Origin of the sequence: Iningainema tapete BLCC-T55, from assembly GCF_014698965.1 — a bacterium.
In the GTDB taxonomy this organism is placed as follows: Bacteria; Cyanobacteriota; Cyanobacteriia; order Cyanobacteriales; family Nostocaceae; genus Iningainema; species Iningainema tapete.
On record NZ_JACXAE010000027.1, the window covers coordinates 42,271 to 64,336 of the forward strand.

The 22,066-nt window shown below is 41.8% G+C and carries 23 protein-coding genes; 10 read left to right on the forward strand and 13 right to left on the reverse strand.

Annotated features, from left to right (window positions below; translation table 11 throughout):
- Positions 1 to 112 precede the first annotated feature (112 nt).
- Together ICL16_RS05865 and ICL16_RS05870 are read left to right on the forward strand one after the other, a co-directional pair.
- Positions 113 to 1,960 (forward strand): DUF5942 domain-containing protein, encoded by a 1,848-nt coding sequence (locus ICL16_RS05865; RefSeq protein ID WP_190825929.1) that lies wholly within the window; start codon positions 113 to 115, stop codon positions 1,958 to 1,960.
- A 131-nt stretch (positions 1,961 to 2,091) separates the two neighbouring features.
- A complete protein-coding gene (locus ICL16_RS05870; protein WP_190825930.1) occupies positions 2,092 to 2,322 on the forward strand; it encodes a hypothetical protein in 231 nt (76 codons plus the stop codon).
- On the opposite strand, the gene ICL16_RS05875 is transcribed toward ICL16_RS05870, so the two are convergent.
- Both ICL16_RS05875 and ICL16_RS05880 read right to left on the reverse strand, forming a co-directional pair.
- Positions 2,312 to 2,635, reverse strand: a complete 324-nt coding sequence (locus ICL16_RS05875; RefSeq protein WP_190826045.1) for a thioredoxin domain-containing protein — start codon at positions 2,633 to 2,635, stop codon at positions 2,312 to 2,314. The two genes, ICL16_RS05870 and ICL16_RS05875, sit on opposite strands and share 11 nt — an antisense overlap.
- 297 nt (positions 2,636 to 2,932) lie before the next feature.
- The gene (locus ICL16_RS05880; protein ID WP_190825931.1) at positions 2,933 to 3,715 is read right to left on the reverse strand and encodes an Rpn family recombination-promoting nuclease/putative transposase; all 783 of its coding nucleotides are present in this window, start codon (positions 3,713 to 3,715) and stop codon (positions 2,933 to 2,935) included.
- A gap of 647 nt (positions 3,716 to 4,362) precedes the next feature.
- Here ICL16_RS05880 and ICL16_RS05885 point away from each other — a divergent pair.
- The 4 genes from ICL16_RS05885 to ICL16_RS05900 all read left to right on the forward strand — a co-directional run bounded on the left by ICL16_RS05885 (position 4,363) and on the right by ICL16_RS05900 (position 10,125).
- Entirely contained in the window at positions 4,363 to 4,563 is a 201-nt protein-coding gene (locus ICL16_RS05885) for a hypothetical protein (protein ID WP_190825932.1), read from the forward strand.
- Positions 4,564 to 4,625: 62 nt separating this feature from the next.
- Positions 4,626 to 4,826, forward strand: a complete 201-nt coding sequence (locus tag ICL16_RS05890; protein WP_190825932.1) for a hypothetical protein — start codon at positions 4,626 to 4,628, stop codon at positions 4,824 to 4,826.
- Between the two features lie 342 nt (positions 4,827 to 5,168).
- Positions 5,169 to 7,691 (forward strand): cell division protein HetF, encoded by a 2,523-nt coding sequence (gene hetF, locus ICL16_RS05895; RefSeq protein WP_190825933.1) that lies wholly within the window; start codon positions 5,169 to 5,171, stop codon positions 7,689 to 7,691.
- A 292-nt stretch (positions 7,692 to 7,983) separates the two neighbouring features.
- The gene (locus ICL16_RS05900; protein ID WP_190825934.1) at positions 7,984 to 10,125 is read left to right on the forward strand and encodes a S8 family serine peptidase; all 2,142 of its coding nucleotides are present in this window, start codon (positions 7,984 to 7,986) and stop codon (positions 10,123 to 10,125) included.
- Positions 10,126 to 10,171: 46 nt separating this feature from the next.
- Here ICL16_RS05900 and ICL16_RS05905 read toward each other — a convergent pair whose 3' ends face one another.
- The gene (locus tag ICL16_RS05905; RefSeq protein WP_190825935.1) at positions 10,172 to 10,990 is read right to left on the reverse strand and encodes a type 1 glutamine amidotransferase; all 819 of its coding nucleotides are present in this window, start codon (positions 10,988 to 10,990) and stop codon (positions 10,172 to 10,174) included.
- 58 nt (positions 10,991 to 11,048) lie between these two features.
- A complete protein-coding gene (locus tag ICL16_RS05910) occupies positions 11,049 to 12,383 on the reverse strand; it encodes a MurT ligase domain-containing protein (RefSeq protein WP_190825936.1) in 1,335 nt (444 codons plus the stop codon).
- A 209-nt stretch (positions 12,384 to 12,592) separates the two neighbouring features.
- On the opposite strand from ICL16_RS05910, the gene ICL16_RS05915 reads away from it, so the two are divergent.
- Both ICL16_RS05915 and ICL16_RS05920 read left to right on the forward strand, forming a co-directional pair.
- On the forward strand, positions 12,593 to 13,162 hold the full coding sequence (locus tag ICL16_RS05915; RefSeq protein WP_190825937.1) for a thylakoid membrane photosystem I accumulation factor: 570 nt from the start codon (positions 12,593 to 12,595) through the stop codon (positions 13,160 to 13,162).
- A gap of 148 nt (positions 13,163 to 13,310) precedes the next feature.
- On the forward strand, positions 13,311 to 13,919 hold the full coding sequence (locus tag ICL16_RS05920; RefSeq protein ID WP_190825938.1) for a hypothetical protein: 609 nt from the start codon (positions 13,311 to 13,313) through the stop codon (positions 13,917 to 13,919).
- 8 nt (positions 13,920 to 13,927) lie between these two features.
- Here ICL16_RS05920 and ICL16_RS05925 read toward each other — a convergent pair whose 3' ends face one another.
- The 4 genes from ICL16_RS05925 to ICL16_RS05940 form a co-directional block, all read right to left on the reverse strand.
- Entirely contained in the window at positions 13,928 to 14,335 is a 408-nt protein-coding gene (locus tag ICL16_RS05925) for a helix-turn-helix domain-containing protein (RefSeq protein ID WP_190825939.1), read from the reverse strand.
- A gap of 142 nt (positions 14,336 to 14,477) precedes the next feature.
- On the reverse strand, positions 14,478 to 15,185 hold the full coding sequence (locus ICL16_RS05930; RefSeq protein ID WP_190825940.1) for a glutathione S-transferase family protein: 708 nt from the start codon (positions 15,183 to 15,185) through the stop codon (positions 14,478 to 14,480).
- Positions 15,186 to 15,298: 113 nt separating this feature from the next.
- Positions 15,299 to 15,613, reverse strand: coding sequence for a putative quinol monooxygenase (locus ICL16_RS05935; protein ID WP_190825941.1), 315 nt, complete (start codon positions 15,611 to 15,613; stop codon positions 15,299 to 15,301).
- A 19-nt stretch (positions 15,614 to 15,632) separates the two neighbouring features.
- Positions 15,633 to 16,286 (reverse strand): FMN-dependent NADH-azoreductase, encoded by a 654-nt coding sequence (locus ICL16_RS05940; protein WP_190825942.1) that lies wholly within the window; start codon positions 16,284 to 16,286, stop codon positions 15,633 to 15,635.
- Positions 16,287 to 16,398: 112 nt separating this feature from the next.
- Here ICL16_RS05940 and ICL16_RS05945 point away from each other — a divergent pair, with 112 nt between their 5' ends.
- Positions 16,399 to 17,352, forward strand: a complete 954-nt coding sequence (locus tag ICL16_RS05945) for an AraC family transcriptional regulator (RefSeq protein WP_190825943.1) — start codon at positions 16,399 to 16,401, stop codon at positions 17,350 to 17,352.
- Between the two features lie 147 nt (positions 17,353 to 17,499).
- Positions 17,500 to 17,712, forward strand: a complete 213-nt coding sequence (locus ICL16_RS05950; protein ID WP_190825944.1) for a type II toxin-antitoxin system HicB family antitoxin — start codon at positions 17,500 to 17,502, stop codon at positions 17,710 to 17,712.
- A gap of 24 nt (positions 17,713 to 17,736) precedes the next feature.
- On the opposite strand, the gene egtD is transcribed toward ICL16_RS05950, so the two are convergent.
- From egtD to ICL16_RS05975, 5 genes are all read right to left on the reverse strand, one after another.
- Positions 17,737 to 18,759: an L-histidine N(alpha)-methyltransferase gene (gene egtD, locus ICL16_RS05955; protein WP_190825945.1), complete on the reverse strand. Its 1,023-nt coding sequence runs from the start codon at positions 18,757 to 18,759 to the stop codon at positions 17,737 to 17,739.
- A gap of 190 nt (positions 18,760 to 18,949) precedes the next feature.
- On the reverse strand, positions 18,950 to 20,230 hold the full coding sequence (gene egtB / locus ICL16_RS05960) for an ergothioneine biosynthesis protein EgtB (RefSeq protein WP_190825946.1): 1,281 nt from the start codon (positions 20,228 to 20,230) through the stop codon (positions 18,950 to 18,952).
- Positions 20,205 to 20,993 carry an ergothioneine biosynthesis protein EgtC gene (gene egtC / locus ICL16_RS05965; protein WP_190825947.1) on the reverse strand — a complete coding sequence of 263 codons (789 nt, stop codon included), beginning with the start codon at positions 20,991 to 20,993 and terminating at the stop codon, positions 20,205 to 20,207. The genes egtB and egtC overlap by 26 nt, the downstream gene beginning before the upstream one ends.
- Positions 20,994 to 21,146: 153 nt before the next feature.
- A complete protein-coding gene (locus ICL16_RS05970) occupies positions 21,147 to 21,524 on the reverse strand; it encodes a DUF423 domain-containing protein (protein ID WP_190825948.1) in 378 nt (125 codons plus the stop codon).
- Positions 21,525 to 21,551: 27 nt separating this feature from the next.
- Positions 21,552 to 22,037, reverse strand: coding sequence for a hypothetical protein (locus ICL16_RS05975; protein ID WP_190826046.1), 486 nt, complete (start codon positions 22,035 to 22,037; stop codon positions 21,552 to 21,554).
- Between the last annotated feature and the right edge of the window lie 29 nt (positions 22,038 to 22,066).

The window sequence follows — 22,066 nt, forward strand, 5'->3', positions numbered from 1 at the left end:
ATATACTGAAATGCATGACAATTGTGAATGAACTATCGTGCAACAACGAGCCATTTAGGGTGCAGATAGGTTATCTTAGTGAGCATCTGGCAAAAAGCAGTGATGGTTTGATATGAGAAGAATTATAATATTGTGCTTGTTTGTCATCGGGCTGGGTGTTGCCCTGTTTAATTTTATTAATTTTCAGGGACTGGCAGCTAATGGTAGCTTCGAGACAATCGTGCTAAATTTTCGGGAAGATATTCCCCAAGAGGAGTTGCGTGCCGATTTACAAGCGATCGCATCTTCATATAATGTCACACCCCAACTCGATAATAAATTTTCCGCTCAGGATCATGTATATATCATTAAGGGAGATAAACAGCGGATCAAGGAACTGAGAAAATCAAAATTTGCTCAAGCGATAGAATACATTGAGCCAAATTATATCTACAAAATTCCCAAACCAGGTGAAATTGCATGGCAAGCAGAGTATTTACAGCCATCTGACATTGAAGAGACGAAAACAGCAGCTGTAAATGAACCCAACGACCCAATGTACAGCAAACAGTGGAATTTGCACAACATCGGCGTTGTGGGTGCGTGGAGTACAACCAAAGGTAAAGACATTACAGTAGCGGTGATTGACACAGGTATCACCAAGGTAAGAGACTTTGTAGAGACAAAATTCGTCGCTGGTTATGACTTTGTTAAAGATCAAGTAGATGCTAGAGATGACAACGGACATGGTACTCATGTAGCAGGTACGATCGCCCAATCCACCAATAATGGGTATGGTGTAGCCGGAATTGCCTACGAAGCCAACTTGATGCCATTAAAGGTGCTTGATGAATATGGTGGTGGTACGGTAGCCGATATTGCCGCAGCAATTAAATTTGCTGCTGATAATAAAGCCGACGTCATCAATATGAGCTTGGGTGGTGGCGGTGAAAGTCAGTTAATGAAAGACGCGATTGAATACGCTTACAACAAAGGCGTAGTTATCGTTGCTGCTGCTGGGAATGAAAGTCAAAATTCTGCCGCTTATCCAGCACGTTATCCTCATGTCATTGGCGTTTCCGCATTAGATTCTGCGGGAGAAAAAGCCCCATACTCTAACTTTGGCGCTGGGGTGGATATTTCTGCTCCTGGTGGCAGTGATAGTGGTAAGATTTTACAAGAAACTATCGACCCAGATAACAAAGGTACAGCAGTATTTCAAGGCTTCCAAGGTACAAGTATGGCAGCCCCTCACGTCGCTGGTGTTGCTGCTTTAGTTAAAGCCACGGGCATCAAAGAGCCAGAAGAAGTTCTCAAAGTCCTCAAGCAATCAGCACGAGGTGTTCATGAAGATGGTTTAAACTATTTTGGTGCTGGGCAACTTAATGCCGAAAAAGCTGTACAACTAGCTGAGCAGGGACAAATTAGTTTCCAAGATTTCTTTCGGTGGTTGCGGGATAAGGGTTATCTCAACCCCTTATTTTGGATTGATGGTGGTGCTATAGCGCTGTTACCTAAGATTGCGATGGTAGTTGGCTCTTACTTACTAGCTTGGTTTTTACGAGTTTACTTCCCCTTCACATGGAGTTGGAGTTTATTCAGTGGGTTAGTAGCTGGTAGTTCTGGGTTATTCTTCCTAAAAGGATTTTACATCTTTGACCTCCCTCAGTGGCCTTTCCGTCTATTAGGAAGTTCAATTCCAGAATTAGGCAACGCGCTGCAAGGAACGGATGCATTTAATCCTCTGTTTGCTAGTGTACTAGCTCCCGTTGTTTTAATGGCATTGCTATTAGGACATTCTCAATGGAAGTGGTTTGCCATCGGCTCATCCTTAGGTATAGCTGCATGTCTAGGGATAAGTGCAGTATCAGATCCAGCAGTTTGGGGATTAGGTGATGGTATTATATCCCGTATTTTCCTAATCACTAACGCGGTTCTCTGTTTCGGGCTTGCTCATTTAGCAGTAACAAACAAAGAATAATAGGGAATAGGGCATGGGGCATGGGGCATGGTAAGAAATAATTGATTTTCACTATTAACCACGACTAATTCCGCGCTTTCCATTGCCCATTGCCCATTTCCCATTTCCCATTTCCCATTTCCTAATTTATTATGAGCATTACAACAACAGGTACAATCCAACACCGAGATATTGGCACTGGCACATGGGCGTTAGTTACCGATGAGGGGGTTACTTACGAAATTAAGAGAGGTGCTGACAAAAAGCTACTTCAAGCAGGGCAAAAAGTTAAAGTTACAGGACAAGTACGTGAAGATGTCATGACAATGGGCATGATTGGTCCTGTTTTAGAGGTAAAATCTTTTGAAGTGATTACTCAGTAGCATTTGCTGTATTGAGAACTTCTTGTAAACGACTTCTAAATTCTCCTTTGGGATGACCACCTTTTACCTCACCTAAAATCTGGTATTCTCCTTCTGGGGAGTTACAGATAATGTAGGTAGGCCATCCCATTTGTGATTTGTCAGGATACTGAGAGAGTAAAATCTGACGGTACTTACGGTAAGTAGCTGTATCCTGCATTTTGACATCGATAAATTGCAAACCCAGTTCCTCTGCCACTTTTTTGTCGTAAAAGGACATTTTATGGCAGGTGCCACATTCTTCTGATGAGAACTTAATTACAGCTAATTCCATCTGATGCAACTCTGTGATGAGCAGTACTAGCTTTGAGCAAATTTCCCAATATGATAACATATTTTTTACTCAAAAGCGCTGAGCAGGATGATATTGCGATCGCTTGCCTTGCCTCAATTACAATTCTCCCTAAGTAAATACATTTTTGCCAACAAAAAACCCCTAACCAGGGGATTTATTAATTAGGGTATCTATACCACTACTGCATTCGAGTAAAATTAGCAGGCTCCAGATGAAAGGACACAAATATCACTAAAGGGAGATATAAAAAAGAAAAACTCCTTCCAAGCCACCAGCTTAACCTTTAGTGTTGTTTCTCACAATTTCCACATCCAGCTTCAACCGTTGGGCAATCTGCTCAATGGTTAACCCCAACTCTAATAAGATTGGAATCGTCTCCAGTTTAGTTTCCAGCACACCTTCTTCCTTGCCTTCCTGATAAACTTTACTCTTTTTCAAAGATTCTAAATTCAACATAGCTTCAAGTTCCTCCCGGCTTAAGTTAGTAAACTTATCAATTACCACCGTTTTAATAAATTCTAAAACTTTTTCCGCCAAGGTGGCATCGCTTAGCTCTTGTTGCGCTTGACTCATTAACTGTCTAGCAAGTTCTCCTGTTTTTTCTTTGCTTTTATTCTCAACTATTAAACGCATCACTCCCACAGCCAGGGATTGTTTGGGAGTTTTCGCAAGTTCATCCAAATAAAAGCAACGTAAATGTGCGCGAAAGAAATTTAAGTATTCTGGGAAATTTCCTTCGTGACTTTTCCTGTCATAGATCACCACAGCATACCACTCTGGGTTGGCTGGTTGATATTGCGTCAAGTAAAGAATAACTTTGGCGACAAACTGGTTGTAAAAGTTGTCATCTTGATAAGATTGCGCTTCAATAATATAGATCGGCTCGTTGGGCGCTGCTTCGAGAGTGGAAAGTAAGCCATCTAAACGAAAACTCCGCTGTTTAATTTCCTGAGCGCTAAATTTATAGATGCTTGGATCTTTTTCTGGTTGCTCGATTAGTTCAAAGAATAATTCCGGTATTTCTTTAAATATTTCATAGAACAATGGATCTGCACTCATGCACTTTGTGGTTGTGATTACTGTTTTTTTAGTATAAAATAACTGCTGAACTTTTAAGTAATTATGTACTACAAAAAAAACCCCTACCAAGCCAGCAGCTTAACCAGGGGAGTTAGTTATCAGGGTGCATCTACCACTACTATGTTCTAGGCAAAATCGGTATGCTCCGGATCAAAGGACAAAAATCTCCGTAAATAGTGCTATACAAAAGAAAAAATCCTTACTGAGCCTCAGCTTAACCTTGAGTGTTGTTTCTTACAGTTTCCACATCCAGCTTTAACCGTTGGGCAATTTGCTCAATGGTTAACCCTAACTCTACTGCGTGAGCCTACCATCTGAATACAAATAGCCTTTTGCAAGTTAGTGTAGGCAAATTCAAGAAAAAAATATAAAAATAAAGGAAACTTTATAAATTTAGATAAAAATCTTCCTGCTTGTGTGGGTAGAATAATTAGTAAGCATCCTCTATGGTGTTTCGACTCAGCCCAAACATCCACATTGGGGAATGGGCGCAGATTAAGGGTTTTATTATTTTTAGCAATAAAAAAACCCCTACCAAGCCAGCAGCTTAACCAGGGGAGTTAGTTATCAGGGTGCATCTACCACTACTCTGTTCTAGGCAAAAGAGGTAGGCTCCGGATAAAATTGTGAAAATATTCGCAAAAGGATGGTATAAAAAAGAAAAACCCCTACCAAGCCAGCAGCTTAACCAGGGGGAGTTAGTTATCAGGGTGCATCTACCACTACTCTGTTCTGGGTTTATGCATCATTCTCCGGAAGATATTGAAAACAAAAGTCATAAAAAAGAAAAACCCCTACCAAGCCAGCAGCTTAACCAGGGGAGTTAGTTATCAGGGTGCATCTACCACTACTCTGTTCTAGGCAAAAGAGGTAGGCTCCGGATAAAATTGTGAAAATATTCGCAAAAGGATGGTATAAAAAAGAAAAACCCCTACCAAGCCAGCAGCTTAACCAGGGGGAGTTAGTTATCAGGGTGCATCTACCACTACTCTGTTCTGGGTTTATGCATCATTCTCCGGAAGATATTGAAAACAAAAGTCATAAAAAAGAAAAACCCCTACCAAGCCAGCAGCTTAACCAGGGGAGTTAGTTATCAGGGTGCATCTACCACTACTCTGTTCTAGCTTTAACCACTATCATCAGGATAAATTGATAGTGAACCTTAAATGCTGCTACCAAACATAAAAAAACTCCCCAGATGGGGTTAGCCAACACGGGGAGTTGAAGATCAAGGTGCATCTACCACCAAAAAAGTTCTGGGCGGAATTAACAAGATCCGGATAAAGTTGAAAAAATAACCGAGCTAATTGGCAAAACAACTAAAAATCAGAAACATTCAGTGGCAGGATGCATCTAAGGTATCAGAAGAAGCAAAACAGCTTGAAACTTTCAAGTTTCAAACAAGATAAAGATACGGCAAACAGGAGAAGTTGTGACCCAGGAATTTCACATTTCCGTAACCCCAGTAGGGCAAAATGACTACTTGGTGCGGACGGAACAAGTCGCGCCTGGGGTGCCATTGGCAGAAGAACTAGTAACTTGGCCTGTAGCTGAATGGTTGACGGCTGCTGGACATTTGATGAACGACCCATTAAAGTCAGTATTTCAGGGGGACGCGATCGCACGAAACTCCGTCAACTTAGTGGCGTTAGGTCAACAACTATATAACACACTGTTTCAAGGCACTCTCAGAGATAGTTGGATTACGGCGCAAGGGATAGCCCAAAACCATCAACAGGTACTGCGCCTACGCATAGGATTAAAAGATACCAGGCTAGCACGTCTACCTTGGGAAGTGATGCACGCAAGCGATCGCCCCTTAGCAACCGGACCATATATCGCGTTTTCTCGCTACCAAAGTGGCATCGGCAGCGCATCTCGTCTACCATCAACCAACATGCCCAGCCCATTAGATGAAGTAGGGATCAGGGTATTAATGGCGATCGCTTCCCCCAACGATCAAGTACGTCTAGATTTACTTAAACAAGAAGCTATTAATCTCCAAGCAGTACTTTACCGTAATATAGAAGATGGCAGTTATACCCCACAAATTGAACTAACTCTGTTAGAACAACCAGGGCGAGAAGAATTAACACAAGCCTTAGAACAAGGGCGATATCACGTTCTGCACTACTCTGGTCACAGTAACGTAGGATCTAACGGTGGGGAAATTTATCTTGTTAATAACAGAACTGGCTTAACAGAAACTCTTAGCGGTGACGATTTAGCAGGGTTGCTTGTCAACAACAACATTCAAATGGCAGTATTCAATTCCTGCTTAGGAACATACGCGCCTACCTCCGAACCATCTGTTGACTCAGGCGAACGCAATTTAACAGAAAGCTTAGTCAAAAGGGGAATTAGAAGCGTTCTGGCAATGTCAGAACGTATTCCCGACGATGTGGCACTGACTTTGACACAATTATTTTACCACAACCTTTCTCAAGGATATCCTGTGGATTTGTGTGTGAGTAGAATGCGTCAAGGATTGATTACTGCCTATGGTACTCATCAAATGTACTGGGCATTACCGATATTGTATCTCCAACCAGAATTCGACGGTGTTCTCAGTCCAGAAATTTACTTATCACAAACCGAAGAGTCATTTGACGAGTACGATTCTACTATAGGAACAACCCCAACAATTTACTCACCACTGACTAATCATGGTCAAATGCCATTACCAATTGAGGACATCTTGCCCTCCTCTCTAGTACGAGGGGATTCCACTGAATTGGACGACTGGCTTGGTGACGAAACATGGGGCGATATTGCTGAAGAAATTGAGTATGATGACCCCAGCTATGCAGAAGATTCTGCGCTAGTTTCGGATTTATTTCGTGAAATAGACAACCAAAAATCTGCTCCTGACTCTCATATGACTGCTGAACTTGTGCAGGAATATGGAGAAGATAATATTTACGCTCAAGAACAATATTTTCAACTTAATTCCCAAGACGATGACGAGGAGATGTGGGCAGAAATTCGCGCAGCTGCCTACGGTAGAAATATTGAAACTCATCAAGTTGAATCCTCTTTGCCAGAAGCTCCACCACCCCAGTTTGAACAAAGTTGGAGTGCTACCCCATTACAAACGAGTGGCACGATAGGGGAAAAAGCTCAACCTAAACGCAGTAATCGCTGGTTGTCTGTGGTAGGTGGAAGCGTGGGCGTTGCAGCGCTCGCTACTGTTGTCGGATTAAATTGGTGGCAACAACAAGTTTCAAAATTACCAGAGGTAGCTACCCAATCTCAACCCAGTAAACACCCAGAAGTGAATTTAAAGGCAGATGCAACTGGAATTGTCACTGCCTATGCCACTGACAAGTTACGTAAAGGCGATTTAACTTTAGGACTAATGGGGGTAGAAGAATTACTCAACCGCAATGCCCTGAATAACGCCAAAGCTGCCCTTGATTCAGTTTCCTCTCACCAAGCGGACGATGCGCAACTTAATTTTCTCAAAGGGCGATTGGCATGGCAATCTGTCCAAGCCGGAGATTCATTATACAGTATCGAAGATGCTCGTCGTTTCTGGGAAAGTGCTGTGAAAGCTAACCCAGATTCTTTTGTTTACAAAAATGCTTTAGGGTTTGCTTACTACACCCAAGGTAAGCTGGAGCTTGCCAATGATTCTTGGTTTCAAGCTTTGAATGTAGCTGTGAAACAACAAAGCAAACCTAGTGCCTCGGATGCGGCAATCGCCTCTCAACCAGTACCAAAAGAAGCTTTAACAGCCTATGCTGGACTAGCAATAGGTATGTATAAAACAGCACCTAACCAGCCAGAGAACAAACGGCAGCGATACATTAGTGAAGCTGTCAAACTAGGTCAAAAGGTAGTAAAAGACGATCCGGAAAGCTTTCAACTAGATAAAATCAGGAAAAATTGGCTATGGACGCAAAAAACAGTTGAAGATTGGCAATCGCTCCTCGCGCAACAAACTCCAAATTAAAAATAAAACCGGAATTATATATGGGCGATCATAAATGTATCGCTCATTTTTTTATAAATTGCTAAATATTTATTATTTTGAATTATAAATTTGTCTTAGCATTATATTTATTTACACATAGAGGATTACCATCACTAATTTATAACTGTGGAAGGTTGATTTTTAATTTGAGAAATTGTTAACTTAAGTATGACTTATAAAATTTACTAATGCTTTAATTACGTAATTTTTACGTAAACAAAGCTTCAATTGTTGTATCTAATTTCAAATCAAACTACAAAGACATACACCCATGTCAGTAAATTTGTTTGACGCGAATTTCTACCGGGCTGCGAACTTAGATCTACAGGGTTTCAACAATGCACAAGCATTGTCACACTTTCAAAATACTGGTTTGAATGAAGGACGTGCTTTCTCTCCATTTGTAGATCTGAACTTCTACCGTGCCAGCAACGCGGATTTGTCTGGCTTCAGCAACAGACAAGCATATGAACATCTATCAAATACTGGTATTCGTGAGGGAAGAAAATTTTCACCCTTGATCGATTTAAACTATTATCAACGCCATAATGGCGACCTGGCAAGCTTCAACAACGAGGAATTGTTTGAGCATTTACGCCGCTCTGGCGTGTTGGAAGGACGACGATTTTCGCTTCTAGTTGACCTCAACTTTTACCGAAGTGTAAACGGAGACTTAACTAGCTTTAACAATTATCAAGCTCTACAGCATTTACAAACATCTGGTTTAGCAGAAGGACGCCGCTTTAGTCCATTTTTTAACCAAGATGTGTATGTTGCTGCCAATCTCGATGTAGCTAAACAAGGCTGGAACAATACCCAACTATTTTGGCATTTAGTTAACACTGGGGTTACAGAAGGAAGAAGGTTTTCCGTTACCTTTGATGTCAATTACTACCGTAATACATATCCCGACTTAGCTCAAGCTGGTTTAAACAACACTCAACTATTAGAACACTTCCAAGATAACGGTTTGATTAATGAGGGACGTAGCTCCTCAGAATCATTCAATGTCAAATACTACCTTAATAATTATCCCGATCTCAAAGCAGCAGGCTTAAATTACCAGCAAGCACAACAACACTTTGAAATTAATGGTTTTCGTGAACGTCGTCTTGGTAATCCTTCAGGGGAAATCTCTTTGCCAACAGATCCTGGTAACACCACAAACAACGCTTTTAACTTTGGCATACTAAATGGCAGCCGCATTGTCAAAGAATTCGTTGGCAGTAATGATGCGGACTACTACCGCTTCACTCTAGGTACTATAAATAACTTTAGCCTGACTTTGAATGGATTAACCAGCGATGCAGATGTTCAACTGCTGGATAGTAACGGCAACACAATTATCAGTTCCTACAACTCTAGCACTCTAGCCGAAACAATTAATCAGCAATTGAATCCAGGTACTTACTATATTAAAGTTTATCCCTACCAACAAAGTGGGGTAAACACTAATTATAACCTAACGCTTTCGGCAACGCCAACATCTCCACCCGCCTCAGTTTTTAGCTCCATTTATGGCTATGGCATCGTTGATGCAGCGGCAGCAGTCGCAAAAGCAATTGGACAATCAGCGTTTGCCAATCTTGCTTCCGTAGGAGGAGACAACGATACAGTGAATGTTCCTGAAGTTTGGGCAAGAGGATACACAGGGCAAGGAATCACTGTAGCTGTAATTGATGATGGAATAGATATTAATCACCAAGATTTAAGAGGGAATATTTGGCGCAATACTAGAGAGATTGCTGACAACGGCATTGATGACGATCGCAATGGCTATATAGATGACATCAATGGCTGGAATTTTGGTTTATATAACAAAAATGTCCTGCCTTCTGGATCTCATGGTACTCATGTAGCAGGTACGATCGCAGCTGTGAACAATGGTATTGGTGTGACTGGAGTAGTCTATAACGCTAGAATTATGCCAATCAGAGTCTCAAATAACGAAGATTTATGGGTTGGAAACTTAGCTAATGCTATTCGTTACGCCGTTGATAATGGCGCTCGTGTCATTAATATGAGTTTGTCATCTAATGACTTTCCTGGATTGCGTGAAGCTCTTGCCTATGCAGCCTCCCGTAATGTGATTACAGTTAGTGCTGCCGGCAATGATACACTGCTGACACCTACTTATCCGGCTAGTTATGCAACTCAGTACGGTATCTCAGTTGGAGCGATTGCTAATTTCTCAAACGCTGCAGGAAGCGACAGTAGGATGAGACACGTCGTTGCACCCGGAGTTAGTGTCTACTCTACCACACCTAATAATACATATAGCTACGACTACGGCACATCAATGGCAGCAGGATACGTGTCTGGTATTGTTGCCCTAATGTTAAGTGCCAATCCTAACTTGACATCAGAGCAAGTACGGAATATTCTTACAAGCTCAGCTAGCCGCGTTGTTTAGTAGAGACGCTCCGGCGGAGCGTCTCTACATTGTTTTTTGGAGATGGCTATTGAACATTAGCAGCAGCAACGTTGGGCAAATTAACTTTCAAACGCTTAAACATAGCTTCCCGCGCTTGCATAGCCAAACGATCATCCAAAGGTGAAAGCGTAATTGATTGTTGATATTTTAACCGCAACGCAGTTTGAATCAACCAGTCAGCAACAAAAGGATTTTTAGGTAACAAAGGACCATGAGAATAAGTGGCGATCGCATTCTGATAAAACGCCCCCTCACCGCCATCCTCACCATTATTACCCAAACCATAAACCACACGCCCCAAAGCTTCCACCTTTCCTAACTTAGTTCGTCCACCGTGATTTTCAAACCCAATCAAAAAAGCCTTACTACCCGTCATCTCTGCCAAATCCCGTGCCAGACGACTTGCAGTCACCTCCACCACCAAATTACCAATACAGCGACGAGCATTTTCCCCCGGATGCACCGACACCATATCCAATAAACCCAAACCTTCAATCCGCTCTCCAATCCCAGGCTCATAATAACGTCCTAGCAACTGAGGCGCACCACAAGTAAAAACTCCTGGAGTACCATTCTCAATCTTCTCACGTAACGCTTCTGCCTTCGCACCTTGCAAATCACGCATCACAATTTCCTGCTGACGATCTTGTGCCCCACCACCAACAATCAAATCTACCCCACCAATATCAGAAACCGTAGCATTTTGATCCAAAGGCAAAACCTTAACACCATATCCCCGCCACTGACAACGACGTTCAATACAGATAACATTACCCCGATCCCCATAAGTACTCATCAAAGTCGGATACAACCAACCAATTATTAACTCAAATTCATTATTCATAAATAATAATCTCTTAATCTTCCTTCGCGTCCTTCGTGCCTTCGCGGTTCAATACTTCCTACAAAATCTTCCTACCAGTCAACACCTCACGCACCTCCAACATCGCCGAATAAGTAGGTAAAATATGCAAAATTTCATCATCAGGAGTATGTTCCAACGCCGTAGCAATCGCAGAGCGCAAATCCTCCTCCACAATCAAATTCAAACTACTCTCAGCACTACGATCGCTATAACGTAAACGCAAAGCCATATCATAAACGCGATCGCCACTCACAACCAAAGTACCACCCCGTTCAACCAACTTCTCAGTATCCACATCCCAAATCCAAGATACATCCGTACCATCAGGAGTCCTGTCATTCAAAACCAACAAAGTAGTTTTATCAGTACTTTGCGTCACCACTCGAATAGTTTCATTCGTACCCACAGGATTTTTAGATAACAAAATCCGTACCCGCTTACCATTTACCACTAAATCCTCAGCACGACCAAAAGCAGCTTGAAAATTATTGATAGTATCTAGAATAGTAGCCTCATCAACCCCTAACTCCCGAGCTGCTGTTACCGCTGCTAAAGTATTATATTTGTTGTATAAGCCTACGAGAATTTGCGGAAATTCCCTGCTATCAAAAGTTGGTTTACTTTTACTAAAGCCGCAGTTAGGACAGTGAAAATCGCCTAAATGGGATAAATAAACACCTTCGTAATCCAAAGAGTGTCCACAATTAGGACAATAGATCGAATCAACAGCGTGAGGAATTTCGCCCAAATACTGTTCTGGCTCATTCAAACCAAAGAATAACACCTTTTGCGGTAACTGCTGACCGAGATAAGATAAAGTTGGGTCATCAGCATTGGGAATGACCACTGTATCTAGTGGAAGCGTAGAGATAACTTTTGTCCAACGCTTGCTAATTGTGTCAACTTCCCCATACCGATCAAGTTGATCGCGGAACAAGTTTAAACACAGAATGATCCGAGGCTGGATTTGTGTCAGAACTTTGGGTATGACATTTTCATCAACTTCTAAAATGGCGTAATCAACATCCAAATTACCAACTAAATTGGTAGTTGCTAAAAGGGCAGTCATTAAGCCATTTTCCAGATTTGCGCCTGTAGAGTTGTGCGCAACGCGGAACTGACTGCGTTCTAGTATTGAACTTAGAAGCAGTGATGTGGTAGTTTTGCCATTAGTACCAGCAATGAGAATCACCCCACGTTTAACTTGCTGACTCAACAATTGCAATAGTCGGGGTTCGATTTTACGGGCTATTGATCCAGGTAAGACGCTAGCGGCACCTAAACGAAGTGATCGCACACCAAAAGTCACACTTTTTGCGACTGAAACAGCCAAACCCAGTCGTAGTCTATCGAGCAAATTTATTTTTCCCACATCCGTACCCTATTATAGCTGGTAGTTGCTTGAAGAATGAAAATCATAAGCGTGCAAAATAAAATATCGGCACAAACACCACCTTCTTTCGGTAGATAATTATAGTAGACGTTATCTTAAGAATTGGTGGCAGGGATAATTATATATCCACCCTTGTTTGCTGCATTCAGCACAAACAGAAGAAAAAGTCGTAGCTCAGGTTAGTTTTAATGAATAGCATAAAGTTACAATTTTTACACTTACAACGTTGTTTATTGATCTGCTTGTTGCTTCTGTGTCTATTATTTATAGACAAGCAGCCAGCATATGCAAGTATAGATGACGACAGATATGATGGAAGTATTTTTGTAGTTTATGCGGGTAATGGTTCACTAATTCCGCCGAGAGCAACACTCGCCCAAGCTTTATCCGAGCATAAACCTGCGCTGTTAGCATTTTATATAGATGACAGCAAAGATTGCAAAAAATATGCATTAATAGTATCACGAGTACAGGAGTTTTATGGTAAGGGAGTAGAAATTATCCCCGTGAGTGTGGATACGATCCCAACTAAAACAACTTACAGTCCTAATGAACCGGGTTATTACTACTCTGGTAGGGTTCCGCAAGTTGTGGTGTTTAACAAGTTGGGTAAAGTAGTTTTGAATAAAAAGGGACAAGTACCATTCGAGGATATAGACGATAAGTTTCGTGAAGAGTTTGATTTATTACCACGCTCTGAATCGGTGGAGTTAAAGCGGCGCTCTTACAATGAGTTAAATAGTGAGTTAACTGAGTGAAGTTTGGGGCGGGCAAATTGTCTGCCCTAATTTTTGGTTTTCAGAGACACTTTATATCTATATAAATATAAGGATAATATTGAACTGGATGCTTCGCACTTTTTACTTGTCTTGACCAATAACTAATGACTTAAGAGAGAGTGTTCTGATGTCAAAGGTTTACACTACCAAAGAACTGATCCAAATTTTGGCTGCTGAACGCCAAGCTTGCTTGATGGGACAACGCCTCAAGTTAGCGGTAACAGTCTCTGGAAATCCATTACTTGACCAGTTTATCAGAACTGATGGGCTGCAAAAGTTCACGGCTTATCAAGATTTTAAAGCTGCTATCCACAATTATCAAAGGGAATATTTAGTTTCAGGAATTGTTTGGAAAGAGGTGACTGTTAAAGGCAAAACCTTGAAATATCCAGAAGTAGATTCTCAGTTAATTGCTTTACCTAATGATTTGGATACATTAAAGGCAGCAAAAAATTCTATCTTGAAATTTTGGGATGAAGTCACGCTGGGAATGGACTTGTATTTAAGTTTTAATAATAGTAAACAATACCAACAAATCATCCCAAATGATATAGAGCGCATTGCGCAAAGAACAGAATGGGCAAGTTTGTGTTTGTTTACCAATTCTCAGTTTTTAGAAATCATTTTACAATTAGGTTGGGGTAAACCAGAAGAAGCCTCTTATAAAAGAGGATTTCCCGCATCAGGTAGCGAGTATATTCATGCAGTGAATCCCGGTAATCGTCCCATTGGGTGAAACAGATATTATCGCGATTCTTGAAATAAGCTGACATCAACATGAAAAAATTCGGCTAGGGCTTTTGCTTGAGCCGTGTTAATCTCTTTTTCGTGATTAAAAATTTCTGCAATTGCCGAGTATGTTCCTAATACAGGAATTAAGTCTTTCTCATCAATATTTCGTGCATCAATTAAATGGCGCAGCATTGAAGTGGGTGTTCCTGTTGGAATCGGATAGTGATTTGCTTCAAACTTTTCGATTAGAGTTACCAAAAGCTCTAGAAAAGTGTCTTCTTCAGGAGTTCGGTTGGGGCGATATTCTAGATTTTGGGCAAGCGCGATCGCTTCTTCATTTTCTACTTCGGTTGTAATTGGCTTGGGTTGGTATCGAACTAATAAATCAGTGTAAGATTTGGAGTCAAAAGTACTGGTCATTTTTCTACTTTGAGATGGTGTTTTGAAGTTGATGAGGCAATCGCTCATCCAGTTGAGGCTTTTAATGAGCGATTGCCGTGGATGTAGCTACATAAACGTCATTGTAGAGACAAGGTAGAAATATTTGCTCTCCCTGCTTCAGTTACTTCAAGAGGTACTCTCCGGTTGATGTTACGTCCTGTCCAAACAGAGCTTTACGCGCAGGTGCATCAAAAACGCTTTGTTCACGGAACTCCGCACCGACTTTCAACCCGCGTTCTACACCAGGACGCTCGCTTAATCGAGTGAACCACCGATGAAGATTGGCAAATGGATTAAGTTCTCCCAGAACGAGTGTATGAAAATGTAACCAGCCATAGACTGAGATGTCGAGAATAGTGTAGTCATTCCCCATGAGATAAGTGCGATCAACCAGACGGCGATCAAGAACTCCATAGAGTCGAGCTACTTCACGGCGATAGCGCGTAATTGGGTAGTCGAGTTGTTCTGGAGCATGTTGCTGAAAATGTACTGCTTGACCGGACATAGGACCCAATGCACTCATCTGCCACATCAACCACTGCATGAGTTCCAACCGAGCCTCTGGCGTTGGTGGTATCAATTGTCCAGTCTTATCCCCCAGGTAGAGCAAAATTGCACCAGACTCAAACACCGTGATAGGTTCTCCGGCTGTATCGCGATCCAAGATGACGGGAAGCTTGCCATTTGGATTAAGTGCCAGAAATTCAGGTGTATGCTGTTCTCCGCGATGCACATTGACAGGAATCAAATTGTAGGGAAGCCCAATTTCCTCAAGCATAATACTGACTTTGAAAGGGTTGGGTGAAGTCCAAAAGTAAAAGTCAATCATGGTCGTTTTCCTAGTATTTGAGTTTTAGTCAATACAGTTGAAGATGAAATTTTTTCTAGAACCGAAATCAGCCTAGCCGCAATCGCTTTGATGAATCAATTTGAGTTAGCGTGTTAGGGAGTTGTAGAAATCCGTTCATTCCAGGAAACATCCCGTTCTTGCTGAAGTAGGTTCGGCAATTGATCTAGAAATGCTTGAAACCACAATTGCTTTGGAACACGCTTCAGGAAGCTCTCGCGGCTTTCGCTGTAGGTTTCGTAGAAAACAATGATGTTGGGATTGTCCAAATCGTGATGGATTCGTGCTTCAACAAAGGTTTCTTCTTGGCGCAATCTTTCTAATAGCTTGCCAAGCTCGATTTGGAATTCCTCTTTTTTTTCAGATTTTACTGGAAAACGCACAATGATCGTTGTGACACGATTATCCATTTTTCTCTCCGTTCAACTACTAACGACCCAATACAGCTACTTCTTTAATTGCCGCCCGTGCTTCCGCAATTGATTGAGTTTGCGTTGTTTCATCGTTGGTAATGGGATTCAAGCGATCAGCATGAATGAACCGAATATCGGTAATGCCCATAAACTCAAACACTGTTCTCAGATAGGGTTCTTGGTGGTCATAAGCAGCAAACAAAGTTCCAGGACGGAAATTTCCGCCTCGTGCTGTAATGACAATGATTTGCCGACCAGAAGCGAGTCCTCTAAATCCATTGGCATCAATAGCAAAAGTACGACCCACCCGCACAATTTGATCGATGTAGGCTTTGAACGTTGAGGGTACGCTGAAGTTATACATTGGAATTCCAAAGACACAAACGTCAGCCATCAGAAATTCATCTACTAACTTATCTGAGGTTTGGAGGGCACTAACTAACTCAGGCGTTCGTTGTTCTGATGGAGTGTAAGCCGCTGCAATCCATTGCTCATCAACAGGTGGAACAGGGTGATGTCCCAAGTCTCGATACGTCACGGTTCCATCGAAATGCGTTGCTTTCCATGCCGTCACAAACTCCTGCGTCAGCATTCGAGTTACCGATTGATATGAACCCGGAACTCCAGAAAATGAGCGAGGGCTGGAATCAAGGTGAAGTAGGTGAGCCATCAGTGTGTGTCCTAAATCGTATATTTAGTGTTATAGTTCGATAAAATTGAACGAGCAATGGTAATAAGTTCAATTTTTTTGTTCAATCGTTCAAATTGCACGGTAATTTTATATGGATGCCTTGAGCGAGGTGTTTAGAACCGTTCATTTAGAAAGCACAGCTTGCTATCGCGTAGAGTTGTCAACACCTTGGGGAATACAGATGTCTGCTTTTAATGGCGCTGTTTTCCTAGTGGTGGTAAGGGGTAGTGGTTGGCTTGAGGTTGAGGGAATAGAGACACCAATGCCGTTGGTCGGTGGTGATGTAGTCTTTTTACCAAAAGGACAGCGTCATGCGTTACGTGATTCTCCTTTAAAACCGCTACAGGAACACTCGAATCATCCAATGATTGAGTTTGATCGTTTGCTTCAGTCTCAAACAGATTATATTTCCAATGTTTTACATATTGGTGGAGCGGGGTTATCGACAACCGTGATGTATGGTCGATTCTGTTTTACCCCTTTGCGAGAAAATCCGCTCCTGTCTGCGTTGCCCCCTCTGCTAATTGTTAAAGGAGAAGAAGGGCGGACAGTGGAGTGGTTAGATACAACATTGCAGTTTATGGCATCTGAAATGGCAACCACTCGTCCGGGTGCTCAAACAGTGATCAATCATTTGGCAAGCATTCTGCTGGTTCAGGCGGTGCGAGCTTACATTGCCAATCGCGAGTGTGGCGATCGCTGCTGGTTAAAAGCATTGACTGATCCCGTCATTGGCTCTGCACTGAACCTCATTCATCGTTATCCTGATCGATCATGGACAGTGGAAGAACTCGCGGAACAAGTTGGAATATCGCGAACGACGTTTTTCACCCAATTCCGTGAACTAGTCGGAGAACCACCCAGCAAATATTTAACTCGTTGGCGAATGCAAAGAGCCAGTCAAATCTTGCGACTGGAACACATGACTCTCAATGAAGTAGCTAGCTTGGTCGGATATGAATCAGAAGCTTCCTTCAGTAAAGCATTTAAGCAGTGGATGGGGCAATCACCAGGAGCCTATCGGCAACAAATGCTACGTTCATAGTATTCTTGATAGAATAACGAGGTAATCATCGCCAGTTCAAACATCTCGATAAACCTAATACTGTCACAGTGTCTGGAAACCAAATGTTGATGTACTAATTGGTACACTAAAAAATATTTGGAGACAAGCAAAATTGGAGGAAGAGTAATGGGTTATGCAGTTGTAATTGAAAAAGGGGAAACTAGCTACGGCGCTTATGTCCCTGATTTACCTGGTTGTGTAGCTGTGGGTGAAACTATAGAGTTCGTCAAGGCGCTGATTGCAGAAGCAATTGAATTTCATATTGAGGGGATGCAGAAAGACGGATTGCCAATTCCTCAACCTACATCCATTGCACATGAGGTGGAAGTTTTGAGTTAGTAGGGCATCTGCCCTACTTTATGGTTAAGCTTGTAGTTGACAGAGTATGACACCAAACCACTGATTAGCGTCAGTGCATACCTTTTGTGGTACTAAACCTTTTGCTTTCAATTGATGTTGGATGGTTTCTAAGTCGAACTTGCGAGAAATTTCGGTGAAGATGGTTTCATCGGAAGCAAAATCAATGGTAAGGTTGAGAGCGCGTAGTTCAACAGTTTGCGATCGCACACTACGCAAATGCATTTCGATTTGACGTTCTGTTTCGTTATAAAAAGCCCAGTGAGTAAATTGTGTGGTGTCAAAATTGCCTTCAAAAGAGTGATTCAGATGCTCTAACATATTCAAGTTGAAAGCCGCCGTCACTCCCTGACTATCGTTATAAGCTGCTGCCAAAATATCTTTTGGCTTTTGCAAATCTATCCCCAATAAAAAATACTCTCCTACCTGGAGAGCTGCTGTAATTTGGGACAAAAACGCATCACACTCTTGAGGATTTAAATTACCCAAAGTGCTACCAATAAAACAAATCATCCGACTGGGTAATTGGGATGGTTGGAGTTGCCCTAAAGCCAATTCATAGGTTCCTGCCAGCCCATGAATATGGAGTGAGGGATAATCTACTAGTAGCTGCCTAGCACTACTTTCCAACATACCTGCGCTCACATCTATGGGTAAATAGCGCAGGAGGTAGCCTTGTTGATAGTACGCATCCAGTAATATACGGGTTTTAGTAGAACTACCACTACCAAGTTCTACTATTTCACATGCACCTGTAATTTGCGCAATTTCTCCAGCATACTGTTGCAAAATTGCTGTCTCAGTTCGAGTAAGGTAATATTCTGGTAACTCACAAATTTCCTCAAATAGTAAGGAACCGCGATCGTCATAGAAGTAACGAGGTGGTATAGTTTTGGGAGTGTGAGTTAATCCCTTGATCACGTCACAATCAACAGAAAGGGATATTTGGTTTGTTGCCAGTAAGTGCTGTATTTGTAAGCGTTTTTCAATCCTTTCGTTGATACTGCTAACAGTTTGAGAAATTGTCATCGAACCTCCGTTTACTTGGAATCGGTTACTTAAAAATCACAAACCTCTACCTGAGTCAGTGGAACACAAAGCTTTGACTCATCACATCACGCTTGAGCTAGATTAATCCAACAGTATGGTTACTTGTTTGATTTTTTAATTAAATCTGGTAGATTTCGTAGAGACGCTCCCCCAGAGCGTTTCCATCCTATTAACCACAGGCACAACGAAACCCCGCCAAAATTTGGCGCACACTAGGATAATACCAGTTGCGAAAACTACAACGTAGTGTCCAAATACCAGTTGCCCAGCTACCACCTTTTAAAACGCGGTGCTGGTTGTCAAAATAGACTTGTGAATACCCAATGTAAGGGTAACTTTGGAAACCAGAATATCCATCAAACCAACAAGCAGTCCACTCCCATACATTTCCTAGCGCATCATATAAACCATAGGGACTTTTTCCGGCAGGATAAGCATCTACAGGAGTTGTCTTCCCTATTTTGTTATGTAGAGAAATATTACAATGATTGCGAGTTGGTTTGCTATCACCCCAAGGATAGATGCGTCGATGCATAGCTTGTGCATCCCAACTAGCAGCTTTTTCCCACTCGGCTTCTGTAGGTAATCGCTTACCAACAAATCGTGCGTATGCTTCTGCTTCATAATAACTGACACCACAAACAGGGTGATTATTCCATCCTGGATGATCGTACCAATACAGAGGTTGCCTCACCTTTTCATTTTGCAACCATTCCCAACCTGCTTCTGACCATAATAAATGATTTTGATATCCTCCAGCCTCCATGAATGCTTGATACTGCCCACAAGTCACAGGATAAGGGTCAATGTAGTACGTATCTAAATATACTTTATATTTGGGACGCTCGTTATCCAAAGCATCAATTGAGTCATCACCCATCTCAAATTCTCCTGCGGGGATTTCAATCATTTCGCAGGGGAGTGGGGGAATGGGGGAGTGAGGGAGAATAAATAACTCCTGACTCCTGACTCCTGACTCCTGACTCCTGACTTCTGACTCCTGTCTCCCCAATTCCAAAATAAAAGTAATAATCTCGCTGTGTTGGCTTTCATGTTGTAATAAGAAGCGTAAGAGTTTTTCCAGTTGCTCTAGATTCGCTTCTTCCAAATAGAACAAAACTTTGTCTCTAACTGTATCTAGGTAATAGCGGATTTCTTCTAAATTTGGTAATTTGACACGCTGATTTTTTGGTAAACCATCGGCTGCAAATAACTTACGATATTGAGGAAACAAACAAGGTAAATCAGCACAACGTTCAAGTAACCACAAGGATTCTGTGTAAGCTATATGTCCCAAATGCCAACCTACTGGACTAAAATCAGGATGAGCCTGACGACAGAAGGTAGCTTCATCAATTCCCTCAAATAAAGCCAGTGTCTGTTGACGACACTGGCGCAAAGCGCAATAAATTTCTGCTTTTAAATTAGATTTGCTCAATTCTGATATCACAATCAGCTCCTACACTGATGATGCTATTTTGTGGGAAAGATGTCCAATTACCAGCAAATAAAGGTTCGGATGCAATAATTACGGATTGGGGAAAACTTGGCTCATTCACGCTCCAGTAAAGAGAAGGAGCAGGTGATTTTGTGCTAAATCGAGAAGCTATTAGGCTCGTGCCATCACTAATCACCACATTGGCTGACATGTAGGTTTGATGAGTTTCTGCTAATTCTGCCACCATTAACAATGTTGTGTGTAATGCCTGCTCTAAACTTTTACCAGGATTAGCTAACCATTGGTTCAACAGTGAGGCAAAAATATGTTCTGAATCTGTAGTTCCTCTAATATACTGGTATAGCTCATCGCTTAACTTTGTCCGTTTTGTTCTGTATACTGTTTGATGAAAGTTGTCTATGCGACCATTGTGAATGAATAACAGACGTTCATATTTGAAGGGTTGACAGTTACTAAAATCTAATGCTTGCCCCGGTGTAGCACTGCGAACGTAACCTAGTATACAACTTGATGCAACGTAACGGCTTAAACTTGGTAAATTAACGTCATTCCAAATCGGCAAGGTATTTCTGTAGGTAAATGGTTCGCTATCTTTTTGCAAATCGTACCAACCAATGCCAAAGCCATCAGCATTGACTACTCCAGACAACATTTCCTTGGGTTGATAACTTTGGACAATCAGTGAGTGTTCTGGCTGATATAGTAAAGGTTCGAGAGATACTGGTGAACCCAGGTAGGCAAGTAAACGGCACATATTAAAGGTGTTTGTTCCCAATAGCTATCAATCTTAAGCTTTTTTGCTGAGAAATTGCTGAATAATTCATAAATTTATCAGCAGCCGATAAAAATGCAAACACACCAATTGTAAAGACGCGAAATTTCGCGTCTCTACACGGAATTTAGAACATCACTTCAAACTCCAAGCAGCAACAGCTAAAGTACCCCAACCGGCAATAAATGCTGCACCCCCAAGTGGCGCAATTGCTCCCAAAGTCTTAACACCAGTTAAGCTCAGCGCATACAAGCTACCTGAGAACAAGGTAATACCAATGATAAACAACCATCCAGTCGCTACCAGGGTAGGTGGTGGAGATGGGTTACGACTGAGTAGTAGTGCCACAAGCAAAAGTGCTAAAGCGTGGTACATTTGGTATCTAGCACCAGTTTCAAAAATTTCCAAAGAGCGATCGCTGATTTTCTCCCTTAAGGCATGGGATGCAAAAGCTCCGCCCGCAACAGACAAACCGCCTAAGATGGCTGCTATACTCAAAAAAATTTGCGTCATAGAGTACCATTCGCGCTCTACAAGACATCAAACATCAAAATGGTAGGATACTGCCCCGTCTTCATTTACTTTAAAGTTAGCATTAAATTCTCTGGCTCTGTCATCAAGATAAAGTCTTGCAGTTTTTGCCGGTAGCTCGGAGTGCATGGCAAAGCTCAAAAGAGTGATCCTCCCATTATTCTCTTGAATCATCCGATAAAAAGTAGATTGTAGGCGATCGCTCATTTCTTGATTCAGTGCCTTTTTCTCCTGCTGACTGCGACGGTATAATGACAATGTTAACCATCCGCCTAGTACTAAAGTTGGGACGCCAAAAATCAGACCTTGCTTAGCATTAAGATCGTATAATTCATAAGCATCATTATTGAACATATCTTGAGGCTTATCTATGCCATAGGACGGCATAGGCTGTTCCATTGAATTTTTATCAATCACCCCACACACTGATATCGTCATAAACATGAATCCGAGTGTCAGCAGCCAACCCGCAGCCAATTTTTCAGCAGTCTTCATCATACCACCGTTATATTTGATCAATGATA